Genomic DNA, 13,528 nt, shown 5'->3' on the forward strand with positions numbered 1-13,528 from the left:
CAGCGCTCATCCAACCACTAGATCTTGGGTTGTGGTGGATTTACGGGCCGCCGCGTGTCGTGATGTCCGTTGCCGGGTTCCCGGTGCCGGCGGTGCCACACTGGGCCCGGGCCCGCACGGCGGCGATCCGACCCGGAAGGGTACCGTAGGCGGCATGGGGACGGCCGAACCCGCGTTCGGTCAGACTGTCGGTCCATACACCTCTCGATGTGCTCCGGGTGGACGATCTGCGATATTTCACTCGAACGTGTGTTTGGCGCAACCTTTCGAAAGCAACTACCGTTGTCCAGCTAGGGAGAACATTTCGAGAGGGGCCGACGTGACCACGACCGCAGACAGTGCCACCATCACTGCCCAGAACCGCTCCCAGAGCCGACTTGAGCCGGTGCATGCCATGAACGACGCACGTCAGAACCCGGAGGCGGAGCCCGTACGCCCCGCACGCTCGCTGCCAGGGCGACCTCCAGGCATTCGCGCCGACAGCTCCGGACTCACGGACCGGCAGCGCCGGGTCATCGAGGTCATCCGCGATTCGGTGCAGCGCCGGGGCTACCCGCCGTCGATGCGGGAGATCGGCCAGGCGGTCGGCCTGTCGAGCACGTCGTCGGTCGCCCATCAGCTGATGGCCCTGGAGCGCAAGGGGTTCCTGCGGCGCGACCCCCACCGCCCGCGTGCCTACGAGGTACGCGGCTCGGACCAGCCCAGCTCACAGCCCACCGACACCACCGGCAAGCCCGCCGCCTCGTACGTTCCCCTCGTCGGCCGGATCGCGGCCGGTGGCCCGATCCTCGCCGAGGAGTCGGTGGAAGACGTCTTCCCGCTCCCCCGCCAGCTGGTCGGTGACGGCGAGCTCTTCGTCCTCAAGGTCGTCGGTGACTCGATGATCGAGGCGGCGATCTGCGACGGCGACTGGGTCACCGTCCGCCGTCAGCCCGTCGCGGAGAACGGCGACATCGTCGCCGCGATGCTCGACGGCGAGGCCACCGTCAAGCGGTTCAAGCGCGAGGACGGCCACGTCTGGCTGCTTCCGCACAACGCCGCGTACCAGCCGATCCCCGGCGACGAAGCAACCATCCTCGGCAAGGTCGTCGCCGTGCTGCGCCGGGTCTGAAACCCGTCGCCCCCATCCAGCTCCGGGACCTCTGCGCCGGTCCCGGAGCTGCTTCGTGCCGTCACGGCCGCCGGCCGCGATATTGCCCGGCGGCCGCACTATTGCCCAAAGGCTGCGTTATTTGCCGTTGGCCTGGGCCGAGGCGTCGATCGCGGCGAGCGAGCGGCGGACCTGGTTGCGGTCCGTGGTGTACCAGAAGTCAGGCAGCGTGGCGCGCAGGAAAGTCCCGTAGCGAGCCGTGGCCAGCCGCGGGTCGAGGACGGCGACGACACCCCGGTCCCCGGTCGCCCGTACGAGCCGGCCCGCGCCCTGGGCCATCAGCAGGGCGGCGTGGGTGGCGGCGACCGCCATGAAGCCGTTGCCGCCGTGCTCCTCCACCGACTTCTGCCGGGCGCTCATCAGCGGGTCGTCGGGACGGGGGAACGGGATCCGGTCCATGATCACCAGCTGGCAGCTGGGCCCAGGCACGTCGACCCCCTGCCACAGCGACAGCGTGCCGAACAGACACGTCTTCGGGTCCGCCGCGAACGCCTTGATCAGCTCGCCGAGCGTCTCCTCCCCTTGGAGGAGGATCGGGTTCGCCAGCCGCCCGCGCAGTTCCTCGGCAGCCGCCTTGGCGCCGCGCATGGAGGAGAACAGCCCGAGGGTCCGGCCGCCGGCCGCCTCGATCAGCTCCGCGAGCTCGTCCATCATGTCGCCGCGTGTTCCCTCGCGGCCGGGTGTGGCCAGGTGCTTGGCGACGTAGAGGATGCCCTGCTTGGGGTAGTCGAAGGGCGAGCCGACATCAAGCCCCTTCCAGACGGGCACGTCGTCGCCGGCCACGCCTTCCGGTGACAGGCCGAGCGAGCCCGCGACGCCGTTGAAGTCGCCGCCGAGCTTGAGCGTGGCGGAGGTGAGCACCACCGAGCGGTCTTCGAACAGCTTCTCGCGCAGCAGGCCGGACACCGAGAGGGGGGCGACCCGCAGGGTGGCGCCGAACCGGTCGTGGCGTTCGTACCAGACGACGTCGTACTCCGAGCCGAGCACGATCCGCTCCGCCACCGCGTGGACGCTTTCCACCGCGGCCAGGGCCTGCTTGCGGACGGCGTCCTCGTCCTGGACGGACTTGTCACGGGTGGACCCGATCGCGGAGATCACGTTGCGCGCGGCGTCACGCAGGGACATCAGCGCGTACCCGAGGTCTTCGGGGACCTCCTCCAGCCGGCCGGGCAGGGCCAGCTCCATGACGCGTTCGAAGGACTCCGACGCCGTCTGGAGGGAGTCGGCGGTCTTCTCGTCGACGAGCTTGGCGGCGCGCTTGACGGCCCGGTTGACCTGGCCCGGGGTGAGCTCGCCGGTGGCGACCCCGGTGACGCGGGAGACCAGCTCGTGCGCCTCGTCCACGATCAGCACCTCGTGCTGGGGCAGCACGGGGGCGCCCTCGATGGCGTCGATCGCCAGCAGGGCGTGGTTCGTGACGACGACGTCCGCGAGCTTGGCCCGCTCGCGGGCGGCCTCGGCGAAGCACTCCGCTCCGTACGCGCACTTCGTCGCGCCCAGGCATTCGCGGGAGGAGACCGAGATCTGTCCCCAGGCCTTGTCGGAGACACCGGGCGTGAGGTCGTCCCGGTCTCCGGTCTCGGTCTCGTCCGCCCAGTCCCGCAGGCGCAGCAGGTCCTGACCCAGCTTGCTGGTGGGCGCGGCCGCTTCGAACTGGTCGAAGAGGCCTTCCTCCTCGTCCTGTGGCGCGCCCTCGTGAAGGCGGTGCAGGCACAGGTAGTTGGATCGCCCCTTGAGCATGGCGAACTGTGGGCGGCGGCGGAGCTGCGGATGCAGCGCCTCCACCGTCCGGGGCAGGTCGCGTTCGACGAGCTGCCGCTGGAGGGCCAGCGTCGCGGTGGCGACGACGACACGTTCGCCGTGCGCGAGGGCCGGCACCAGGTAGCCGAGGGACTTACCGGTGCCGGTGCCGGCCTGGATCAACCGGTGGGAGTTCTCGTCGATCGCTTCGGCGACGGCTTCGGCCATGGCCACCTGGCCGGGCCGCTCCGTGCCGCCGACGGCGGAGACGGCGGCGTGCAGCAGGTCGGGGAGGGAGGGCTTCGTCATAGCACTGCCAACCCTACGGGGCCGCACCGACAGGAACCGCATCGTTGATGGATCACGGGCCGTGGAGGGGGTTCGCAACGGTGCCGTGGGTGACCGCGTGCGGACGGTCCGGGCGGTCGCGGTAGCCGTCCTCGTGGAGCCGGTTCCGGTTGAGGCACAGTCGGTCGATCCGCTCCGTGAGCAGGTCGAAGAGCTCGTAGCGGTCCTTGAGCTCGGGGAAGCGGGCCTGGTGGCGGAGGATCTGCGCCCGGGCGAGGGACCAGAACTCGTCCTCGGGAACCCCCATCCGGTCTTCGCAGATCGCGGACAGGTAGCGGAAGACGCCGACGAACAGTCCGGAGTGGATGAACTGCGTGAGGTAGGCGGGCGGCTCGGTCAGCAGGGCGGCGCGGACCTCGTCGGGCATCGCCTCGTGCTCCGGAAGCGGCTCCCGGCTGATGTTGACGTCGTCCACGAAGTCCTTGACCGCGAGCCGGACGGGTACGTCCTCCTCGTCGAAGATCACGATGGTGTTCTCGCCGTGCGGGGAGAAGACGGTGCCGTACCGGTAGAGGAAGTGGAGCAGCGGGGGCAGCAGGGCGGCGAAGAGCCGTTCGAGCCACACGACGGGGGTCAGCCCGGAACGGGCGACGAGCTCGGCGGTGAAGGAGCGCCCGCGCGGGTCTGTGTGCAGCAGGGAGGCCAGGGTGCGGGCCCGCTCGCCAGGGGCGAGCCGGCCGGTCAGCGGCTCGCGCCAGATCGCGCCGAGCAGTTCCTTGTACTGGTACGGGACCTCGGGCAGCCGGTCGTAGACGGGATGCCGGACGGTCACGGAGGCCACCTCGCCGAGGAGGACGACCCGGCACTCGTCGCGCAGGAACGGGTCCCCGTCGCGGAGTGAGTGGATCCAGGCGGTGACGGCGGGGGCGGCGAGGGTCAGGTCGCAGGGCAGCCCGCGCCACACCATGGTGTTGAGGACGGAGAGCGGCAGCTTGACGCTGTGCCGTTCGGGCCGGGTCAGGTTGAGGAAGGTGCGGATCGACTGCTGCGGCAGACGTACGTCGGGATCCGCGGGCAGGGGCACCAGCGCGCCCGACGCGAGGTCGGGTGCGAAGAGCGGGAGCACTATCTCGTCCCACTGCCAGGGGTGCACGGGGAGGTAGAGGTAGCCGCGGGGGTCGAGGCCGCGGTCGCGCAGGGTCCGGTCGAAGGCGGCTCGGGTGACGGCGTCGAGCTCGGCGGAGTAAAGGCGCGCGGGGTCTTCCATTCCGGCGGTTCCGCGGTACTCGGCCAGGGAGGTGTGGGCGGCGAGCCAGGGCAGCCGTTGGCGGGCGCGGGATTCGGGGGCCCAGGCGGCGGTGTCGGCCGCGGACATCCCGACGCGGCCCTTGTTCATCACGAGCCAGGGGTGGCCGGTCTGGTGGCCTTCGAGCGCGGCGTAGTCGAGGTCGGCGAGGACGTCGGCGGTGAGGGCGTGGTGGTCGAGGCGGGCATCGGCGGACAGGGTGGCGCTGAGTTCGCGGACGAGGTGCCCGAGGGTCCCGCCGTCGACGCCGAGGAGGGTACGGGCGCGGACCAGGAACTCGAACGGGTCCCCGAAGGTGGTCGGGGGCTGCGTGGAAGGGGGTGGCGGGGTGAGGGTGATGGTGGCGGCGTTGACGTCCCAGCTGCCGTAGGAGCGGCGGCGGGCGCGGAAGCCGAGGCTGCTGCCGTCGTCCAGGGCGAGGCTCCAGGCGTCGCCGGCTGCCGCGGGGGCCGGGACGGGGCTGATGATCTCCTCGTAGGCGAATTCACCGAGCATCTTGGCGAGCAGTCGGCGGGTGGCTGACTCCCAGGTCACGCCGTTGATCTCAGGCGGCGTGCTGGGGTGCTGGGGCGACGGCACCACCCCGTCCGGGAAGTGGGGATCTGTGGAGCCTGAGGCGGCGGAGAAATTCGACACGGGACTCCTCGGGTATCGGGAACTTCGGTCCACGGCGCGGAGTTTTCAATTGCAGAAGCGTTGATTGCAGAAGCGTTGATTGCAGAAGCGTTGATTGCGGAAGCGTCGAGCGATGGCGGTGCGAGAACTGCGGGGCGGCAATCAGAGGAGATTGCGCAGCGCCCGTTCACGGATCATCAGCGCGGCACGCTTCTCGGGGAGGTCGATTTCCGCGGAACAGCGGAAACCGGAATTCAGGAAGGCTGATACGGAGGGGGTGTTACGGATGTCCGGTTCGGCGATCACGCGAGCACAGCGTGGCCGGTTGTCGAACACCAGGTCTGCGACCGCGCGGAGCAGTGTGGTGCCCAGACCGCGGCCGCGGTTCGTGCCGTCCCCGATCAGCAGGTGGATACCCGTGTCGTGGGGGCGCGCCGGGTAGTGGCGGGCGAGCGGGTCGAGGTCGGCCCGGTAGAGCTCCCAGTAGCTCATCGGCGTGCCGTCGAGCAGACCCAGGCAGGGGATGCTGCGGCCGTCGCTGTCGAGCTGTGCCCTCAGGTGGGCGGCCGTGACGGTGGCGGGGCCGGCGAGTTCCCAGAAAGCGGCCACCTCGGGATCGTTCATCCAGCGGGTGAGGAGTTCCAAGTCTCGACGCGGTCGTACGGGTTCCAGGCGGAACGCCCCGACCGGGGTGGCGACGGCGCTCCACGCGGCCGGTGAGTCGAGGAGGTCCGCCTCGGCGAGCAACGGCAACCGCTGGGCATTGAGCCGGGGTTGGGAGGCTGCGCCGATGACCGTCGCAGTGGCGTCGGCCGTGCGGGTGGGACCGATGGGGGTGCGGGTGGAAGGCATCGGCTCTTCTCCGAGTCGGTGGGGCGCGTCGTTTCAGTCGAGGAGGGGGTTGGTGATGGTGACGTAGACGGACTGGGTGTCGACGGGGCCGACGAGTTCGTCGAGGCCGCCCAGGCGGGTGAGCAGATTCGCCTTGCAGCGCAGGGTGGGTGAATCGAGCAGCAGCGAGGGGAGCGGACCGAGGCGGGACGCCTTGCCGAGGAATCGGCGGAAGGCGGCGAGCAGGACGCGTTCATCCGCGAGGTTCTGCGAGCCGAAGGCTCCGATGAGGCCGAACACGTTGTTGATGCCGAGGTAGTAGGCGAAGCGTTCGTCGGTGACGGCGTCGGAGACGAAGGTGTCGCTGACGTTGCCGATGCCGGGCAGCCTGAATTCCAGTTCCGCGCGGTGGGAGTCGCGGAAGTAGTAACCCTGGTTGTCGCGGTAGCGGCCGCCGACCGGCCAGCCGGCGGGATCGAGGAGCACCAGGGTGTTCTGCTGGTGGGCTTCGAGGGCGATGCCCGCGAGCGCGTCGAGGCCGAGGACCGGGAGCACGACGTGGTCGAGGTAGCGCAGGAACCACTCGGCGGCGACGGCCCGGGTGGGCCGGCCGGTGGACGCGGCGAGCCGGGAGACCGTCTCGGCGAGGCGTGAGCGCATCGTGGTCCGGCCGGGCCAGGGGCGGGGAGCGGTGAGTGCGGCGATGCAGACGGGGTCGTCGCCGGAGCGGAAGGGGTTGTGGCGAAGCAGGGCGTCGAGTCCTGGGACGGGCGGGCCGTCAGGGGTGTCGACGGCGACCCAGGCGGGGTCGCGGACGATGTCGAAGCCGGGGTGGGCCGCCTGCCACTGTTCGGCGAGGCCGGCGCGCAGCAGCCTGTGCACCTCGACTCCGCGGTGCAGTTCCTTGCGGAGGTTCTCACGGCGGGAGTTGGTGATCCGCAGGCCGAGGGACAGCTTGAGCATCGCGGGGGAGCCGGGGCGGTGGACGGTGCGGACGGAGGAGGTGGGGTACCAGGGGTCGCCGTACGGTCCCAGGTCGGTCAGGAGTCCCGCGTCGCGGAGGGCGGCGACGGCGGGGCGGTCCAGCAGGTCGCGGGCCTGCCAGGGGTGAAGGGGCAAGGGAGTGGTCCCGGCGGGCATCGGCAGGCCGGGGGCGAGGCGGGAGAGGAGCTGGGTGGCGGGGACGGGACGGCCGCGTTCGGTCCAGGCGGAGTCGGTGGCGAGGACGGAGGGGGCGATGGCGAACCAGTGCAGGGGGAAGGAGCCGTGGAGTTCGGGTGAGTAGCGGCGTACCTCGGCTTCCGAGAGTCCCTCCCGGCTCTTGGGGTCGGGCTGGAGGGGGTGACCGAGGAGGAGGGACTGTTCGGCGGTGAGGAAAAGGTCCGTGGCGATGGGCTCGGGTGGGATGGGTCGTTGACGCCGGTCGGCGATGAACTCGGCGGTGCGGCGCACCGAGTCGGCGACCCGGCCGACGAGGTCGGCGGCGCGGCCGGTGCCCTCGCGGGCGATCAGGGCTGCGAGGGTGACGGCGTCCAGGGCGGGGGCGTCTGCGGGGGCGCCTTCGAGGCGGGCGGGGGCAAAACGGTGCCAGCCGGTTGGGGACCAGTGGCGGACGGCGACGAGCAGTGCAACGCCGGATGCGGGGAGGGGGATGCGCAGGAGGGTACCGACGGGTCCGTCGGGGCGACCGATGCCGCTTTCGCGGACCCAGCACCGCAGCAGGTTCTCCACCGTCGCAGCCTCGGCGGCGATCCCGGGGTCGGGGTGGTCCAGCAGATCGGGCAGCGCCGCGGGATCGGGGCCGAGGAGCGCGGCCCCGGCCGCCCGGGTCCGCGGAACCGGCCGCTTCTGCCGGGGCACGCCAACCGCCACGGGGGCCGCGGGCCGACCCCGCTCCCCCGGCAGCGCCTCGGCGGCGCCCGGGGCCGGGTCGGACGGCGGGCGCGCGGTACTTCCGTCGGCCTGCTCGGGACCGGGCACCGGGGACGGGCCCGCATTGGGGTGGCGCCCCGCGGCCCCGCCGGGGAACGGCGCACCGACCGGGTCGTGCCCCGGGCCCGGCAGGCCCGCCTGGGCGGTGCCGTTGCCCGCGGCCGGGTCGGCCGCCTCGGCCCCGAAGTCCGGGCCGGTGCCCACACTTTGGTTGGAGGCAGCGTCGATGCTCCCGCCGTTGTCCCGGGGCGTGCCCGGCGTGGCGCCGGGCGTCCGGGCGTCCAGCGGGGACGGGCTGCCACCCTCGCCCACGGGTGCGCTGACGGCGGGGCCACCGCCCGGGCCCTGACCCGACGCTACGCCGAAGCCCCCGTCGGGAGCCGAGAGCATGTCAGCCCCGGCCCCGGGAGCCGGGGTGGCAGCCTGGCCTGCGGCTACGCCCAGAGCGTGGCCCGGGGCCGGCGCCGACCTCGGCTCTGCGGCCGCAGTCGGGGCGGGCCCGGGGGCGGGGCCCGCTGCTGCGTCCAGAGCAGGGACCGAGACCGGCATCGGTTCGGGCGCTGCCGCCGTGGTCGGGGTGGGGGGTGGGGTGGGCATCGGGGACGGGCTCGTGCCGTGGGCGTCGGCGGGGCTTCCGGCGGACCCGGGGGCTGCGTCCGCGTCGGAGGCATCAAGGCCCGGGCCCCGCCCGGCCCCGGGAACCGGGGCGGCGGCCCCCTCTGAGACGGCACCGCGGGCGGCGCCCGGGGCCGGTGTCGGCCTCGGCTCTGCGGTCGGAGTCGGGGCGGGCCCGGCGGCCTGGCCTGCGGCTACGCCCAGAGCAGTGCCCGGGGCCGGTGTCGGCCTCGGCTCTGCGGCCGGAGTCGGGGCGGGCCCGGCGGCCAGGCCTGCGGCTGCGCCCAGAGCAGGGACCGAGACCGGCATCGGTTCGGGCGCTGCCGCCGTGGTCGGGGTGGGTCCCGGGGGTGGGGTGGGGGGTGGGGTGGGCATGGGGGGTCCTTGGGGTAGGTCAGTGGGGCCGGCGGGCGGCGGGGACGGCGTCGGTCAGCCGGTCGAGGACGGCTCCGGCCTGCTCGTCGGTCAGAGTCAGTGGTGGCAGGAGCCGCACGACGCTGGAGTGACGGCCACCGAGTTCGACGATCAGGCCCCGCTCCAGGCACTCCCGGCGGACGGCCGCGGCGAGCTCCGGGGCGGCCGCTCCGGTGTCGGGGTCGACGACTTCGAGGCCGATCATCAGACCGCGGCCCCGGACGTCCCCGACGCAGGGCTGGTCGGCGGCGAATCCCCGCAGCCCCGTCAGCATCCGCTCCCCCAGCACGGCGGCCCGCTCCGCAAGACGGTTCTGCCGGACGTAGGCCAAGGTGGCGGTCCCCGCCGCCATGGCCAGCTGGTTGCCGCGGAAGGTGCCGGCGTGGGCACCGGGCGCCCAGACGTCGAGCTCCGACCGGTACACGATCACGGCCAGCGGCAGGCTGCCCCCGATCGCCTTGGACAGGACCATCACATCGGGCACGACCCCGGCATGGTCGACTCCCCAGAAGGCGCCGGTGCGTCCTACCCCCGTCTGCACTTCGTCCGCGATCAGCGGGATTCCCCGTTCGGCGGTGATCTCCCGCATCCGGCGCAGCCAGCCGTCCGGTGCCGGGTGGACGCCGCCTTCACCCTGGACCGGCTCCACGATCATCCCGGCGGGCGCCGGTACCCCGCCCTTGGGATCGTCCAACAGGTTCTCGGTCCACCGCGCGGCCAGCTGCTCCCCCTCGGCACCCGGGACCCCGAACGGCGGGCGGTGGTCCTGGGGGAACGGCAGTCGGGTGACCCGTACGGCTTCGGCGCCGCCCGAGGCCTCCAGCGCCCCGGCCGTCATGCCGTGGTACGCCCCCGTGAAGGCCAGCAGCCCCGAGCGCCCGGTGGCGGTGCGGACCAGTTTGAGCGCGGCTTCGACCGCGTCCGTGCCGGCGGGCCCGCAGAACTGGATCCGGGCGTCCGACGCGAGCGCGGGCGGCAGGTTCGCGAACAGCTCGGTGGTGAACGCGTCCTTCACCGGGGTCGCCAGGTCCAGCACGTGCAGCGGAGCCCCCGAGTCGAGCACTCCCCGGATCGCTTCGAGCACCACGGGGTGGTTGTGCCCGAGCGCGAGCGTGCCCGCGCCGGAGAGACAGTCGAGGTAGCGCCGTCCGTCGGCGCCTTCGATCGTCAGCCCCCGGGCCCGTACCGGGACGATGGGCAGGGAGCGCGCGTACGTCCGTGCGGCGGATTCCCGTAATGCCTGCCTGCGCAGGATGACTTCGGCCTCGGCTGCGGTCCGCTCGGTCAAGGGCCTGGTCAAGGGCTCAGCCAAAGACTCGGCCAAAGTCTCGGTCAAAGGCTCGGCCAAAGGTTCGGTCAAAGACCCGGTCAAGGGCTCGGTCCACGCCACGACTGTCGGTCCTCCCGCCCGGATCTCTCTTCCGGATTGCGTCTCGAACAGGAACGCTGCTGCCCCATCCCCCGTACGTACCAACGACGGTGACGGCGACGGATCACGGGTGGGCGGAAGATCCTTGGCCGTGCGGAACGCCGAAGCGAGTCGGTGGAACCGCGGCCCCGGCCTGTGTCGTCCTGAACCGCAGCGGCATAGTGGGGTGCTGCACCCGGCGCGCCCGAAAGGCGAGCCGGCCGCACCGCACCCCGTTCAACGCCTCGAACCACCAGGGGGACTTACGACATGCGACCGAACCGACCGGTCACCGCGACCCTGTGCGCGGCCGCGCTCCTGCTGACCGCCTCGGCCTGCGGACCCGGCGACGGTGAGGCCGGCGGCGACGCCAAGCCGACCGTGGCGGCCAGCTTGCCGTCCGGCGCCACCGACGGGATCACGATCCCGGACGACATCAAGGAAAAGCTCAAGCAGCACGGCATAGACATGGAGAAGTGGAAGGGGGGTGCGTGGAAGAACTGGAAGCGGGAGGACTGGCTCCGCGAGGCGGGCGACTACATCAACCCGATCATCGAGGGTCTCTGGGACCCGGACCGGATGCGTGACGCCGACAAGACGCCGCAGCCCCCGGCCGTCGACCCGGACGCCGGCAAGGACCAGGGCGTCACCGACCCCACCCCCGCGCCGGTTGCAGCGAAGCAGGCGGCGGCGCCGTACCACGCCAACGTCCCGGCCTCCGGCAAGGTCTTCTTCGACGGGCCCGAGGGCTCGATGGTCTGCTCGGCAACGGTCGTCAAGGACCCCGCCCACCCCGGCAAGTCCAACCTGGTCTGGACGGCGGGCCACTGCGTGCACGCCGGCAAGGCCGGTGGCTGGTACCGCAACATCGCCTTCGTCCCGTCCTACAACAACGTGGGCAAGACGGCGCCGGAGCTCAAGGGCGCCCCGCGCGACCAGGTGGCTCCGTACGGCGTGTGGTGGAGCGACTGGGCGCAGACCTCGGACCAGTGGATCGCGACCGGCGGCCCGACGGGCGGTGCGGGCGCCCCGTACGACTTCGCGGTGCTGCACGTGACCCCGGAGAAGGGCGCGGGCAAGTCCCTGGAGGAGACGGTCGGTTCGGCGCTCCCGGTGGAGTTCGCCGCTCCGGCGGTGCAGAAGGTCGCGAGCATCACGGCGACGGGTTACCCGGCGGCGGCCCCGTTCGACGGTCAGCGGGCGTTCCAGTGCACGGACAAGCCCGGCCGGCTGTCGCTGACCGCTGCCGCCCCGGTGATGTACCGCATCGGCTGCACGATGACCGGCGGTTCCTCGGGCGGCGGATGGATCGCCACGGGCTCCGACGGCAAGCCGGCGCTGGTGTCGAACACGTCGATCGGTCCGGCGAAGGCGGGCTGGCTGGCCGGCCCGCACCTCGGTCCGGAGGCCAAGGGCGTCTACACCGCGGTGAGCAACAAGTTCAAGTAGGAGCAGTGACGCGGCACCTGCAGAGGTGACATGAGTGAGGGCCCCCGCCCGAGGCGGGGGCCCTCACTCATGCCGCATGGACGGTCAGTGCTTCGCGGGCACGTACGGTGCCAGGTCCGCCGCCAGTTCCTGGTGGACCCGCGCCTTGAGCAGGGTGCCCTCCGGGGTGTGCTCCTCGGAGATGACCTCGCCCTCGGCGTGCGCCCGGGCGATCAGCGAGCCGCGGGTGTACGGCACCAGCGCCTCGACCTCGACCTCGGGCCGGGGCAGCTCGGTGTCGATGAGCGCGAGGAGTTCCTCGATGCCCATGCCGGTCCGGGCGGAGACGGCGATGGAGTGCCGCTCGATGCGCAGCAGGCGCTGGAGGACCAGCGGGTCCGCCGCGTCCGCCTTGTTGATCACCACGATCTCGGGCACGTTGACCGCGCCGACCTCGCGAATGACCTCGCGGACCGCCGCCAGCTGCTCCTCCGGGGCCGGGTGCGAGCCGTCCACGATGTGCAGGATGAGGTCGGAGTCGCCGACCTCCTCCATCGTGGAGCGGAACGCCTCGACCAGGTGGTGGGGCAGGTGCCGGACGAATCCGACGGTGTCGGCCAGGGTGTAGACCCGGCCGGAGGGGGTCTCGGCCCGGCGCACCGTCGGGTCGAGGGTGGCGAACAGTGCGTTCTCCACCAGGACGCCCGCGCCGGTGAGGCGGTTGAGCAGCGAGGACTTGCCCGCGTTGGTGTACCCGGCGATGGCGACCGACGGCACCTTGTTGCGGCGCCGTTCCTGCCGCTTGATGTCGCGGCCGGTCTTCATCTCCGCGATCTCCCGGCGCATCTTCGCCATCTTCTCGCGGATCCGTCGCCGGTCGGTCTCGATCTTGGTCTCACCGGGGCCTCGGGTGGCCATGCCGCCACCGCCGCCGCCACCCATCTGCCGGGACAGCGACGCACCCCAGCCGCGCAGCCTGGGCAGCATGTACTGCATCTGCGCGAGCGCGACCTGCGCCTTGCCCTCTCGGGACTTGGCGTGCTGGGCGAAGATGTCGAGGATGAGGGCGGTCCGGTCGACCACCTTCACCTTGACGACGTCTTCCAGGGCGATGAGCTGGCCGGGGCTGAGCTCGCCGTCGCACACGACGGTGTCGGCGCCGCTCTCCATGACGATGTCGCGCAGTTCGCGGGCCTTGCCGGAACCGATGAAGGTGGCCGGGTCGGGCTTGTCGCGGCGCTGGATCACGCCGTCGAGTACGAGAGCACCTGCCGTCTCGGCGAGGGCCGCGAGCTCCGCGAGGGAGTTCTCGGCGTCGTCCACGGTGCCGGAGGTCCAGACGCCGACGAGTACGACGCGCTCCAGGCGGAGCTGTCGGTACTCGACCTCGGTGACGTCCTCCAGTTCGGTGGAGAGGCCGGCGACGCGCCGCAGGGCCGCGCGCTCGGAGCGCTCGAACTGTTCGCCGTCGCGGTCTCCGTCGATTTCGTGGCTCCAGGCGACGTCCTCTTCCATCAGGGCATCGGCCCGAAGGCTCTCGGTGAAGCTCGGCGAGTCCTGCACGTCCTGTGCGTCCCGCGCGTCCTGGGAAGGGGAAGAAGAGGAGGTCATTGGATCCTTACGTCGATTCGAATGCGTCCGCGCCGGCCGCTGCCGAAGCTGCCGCCGTGCGTGACATGACACGGTCGTGACATAGCACTGCCATGTCCAACGTGTCACACCGCCCGGAGATTCCCGGACCCGGGGGGCCCGCGGGCGCGCGGACCCGCCTGTCGATGGTGACATGCCCGTTCGGCGCCCG

At 72.0% G+C, this 13,528-nt stretch carries 8 protein-coding genes; 2 read left to right on the top strand and 6 right to left on the bottom strand.

Going from position 1 to position 13,528, the window contains the following annotated elements:
• The first annotated feature begins 319 nt into the window (after nt 1–319).
• Nucleotides 320–1,111 carry a transcriptional repressor LexA gene (gene lexA / locus IE207_RS23265; RefSeq protein ID WP_190186217.1) on the top strand — a complete coding sequence of 264 codons (792 nt, stop codon included), beginning with the start codon at nt 320–322 and terminating at the stop codon, nt 1,109–1,111.
• Between the two features lie 117 nt (nt 1,112–1,228).
• Here lexA and IE207_RS23270 read toward each other — a convergent pair whose 3' ends face one another.
• The 5 genes from IE207_RS23270 to IE207_RS23290 form a co-directional block, all read right to left on the bottom strand.
• Nucleotides 1,229–3,199, bottom strand: a complete 1,971-nt coding sequence (locus IE207_RS23270; RefSeq protein WP_190186218.1) for an ATP-dependent DNA helicase — start codon at nt 3,197–3,199, stop codon at nt 1,229–1,231.
• A 52-nt stretch (nt 3,200–3,251) separates the two neighbouring features.
• Nucleotides 3,252–4,979, bottom strand: a complete 1,728-nt coding sequence (locus IE207_RS23275) for an IucA/IucC family protein (RefSeq protein ID WP_190186278.1) — start codon at nt 4,977–4,979, stop codon at nt 3,252–3,254.
• 282 nt (nt 4,980–5,261) lie between these two features.
• Complete coding sequence (locus tag IE207_RS23280) at nt 5,262–5,951, bottom strand: GNAT family N-acetyltransferase (protein WP_229873913.1); 690 nt, start codon at nt 5,949–5,951, stop codon at nt 5,262–5,264.
• Nucleotides 5,952–5,984: 33 nt separating this feature from the next.
• A complete protein-coding gene (locus tag IE207_RS23285) occupies nt 5,985–8,252 on the bottom strand; it encodes an IucA/IucC family protein (RefSeq protein WP_190186219.1) in 2,268 nt (755 codons plus the stop codon).
• Nucleotides 8,253–8,871: 619 nt separating this feature from the next.
• Nucleotides 8,872–10,281, bottom strand: a complete 1,410-nt coding sequence (locus IE207_RS23290; RefSeq protein ID WP_373304756.1) for a diaminobutyrate--2-oxoglutarate transaminase family protein — start codon at nt 10,279–10,281, stop codon at nt 8,872–8,874.
• A 288-nt stretch (nt 10,282–10,569) separates the two neighbouring features.
• On the opposite strand from IE207_RS23290, the gene IE207_RS23295 reads away from it, so the two are divergent.
• The gene (locus IE207_RS23295) at nt 10,570–11,748 is read left to right on the top strand and encodes a trypsin-like serine peptidase (protein WP_190186221.1); all 1,179 of its coding nucleotides are present in this window, start codon (nt 10,570–10,572) and stop codon (nt 11,746–11,748) included.
• 84 nt (nt 11,749–11,832) lie between these two features.
• Here the strand turns inward: IE207_RS23295 and hflX are convergent, their stop codons facing one another.
• Nucleotides 11,833–13,338 (bottom strand): GTPase HflX, encoded by a 1,506-nt coding sequence (hflX, locus tag IE207_RS23300; RefSeq protein WP_190186222.1) that lies wholly within the window; start codon nt 13,336–13,338, stop codon nt 11,833–11,835.
• Nucleotides 13,339–13,528 lie beyond the last annotated feature (190 nt).

Source organism: Streptomyces cirratus, assembly GCF_014650775.1.
Classification (GTDB): Bacteria; Actinomycetota; Actinomycetes; order Streptomycetales; family Streptomycetaceae; genus Streptomyces; species Streptomyces cirratus.

Bases quoted from the DNA above. Each gene is read 5' to 3' on its own strand.
- IE207_RS23280 (WP_229873913.1), bottom strand. From the start codon at position 5,951: ATGCCTTCCACCCGCACCCCCATCGGTCCCACCCGCACGGCCGACGCC.
- IE207_RS23275 (WP_190186278.1), bottom strand. From the start codon at position 4,979: ATGCTCGGTGAATTCGCCTACGAGGAGATCATCAGCCCCGTCCCGGCC.
- IE207_RS23285 (WP_190186219.1), bottom strand. From the start codon at position 8,252: ATGCTCTCGGCTCCCGACGGGGGCTTCGGCGTAGCGTCGGGTCAGGGC.
- IE207_RS23270 (WP_190186218.1), bottom strand. From the start codon at position 3,199: ATGACGAAGCCCTCCCTCCCCGACCTGCTGCACGCCGCCGTCTCCGCC.
- IE207_RS23295 (WP_190186221.1), top strand. From the start codon at position 10,570: ATGCGACCGAACCGACCGGTCACCGCGACCCTGTGCGCGGCCGCGCTC.
- hflX (WP_190186222.1), bottom strand. From the start codon at position 13,338: ATGACCTCCTCTTCTTCCCCTTCCCAGGACGCGCGGGACGCACAGGAC.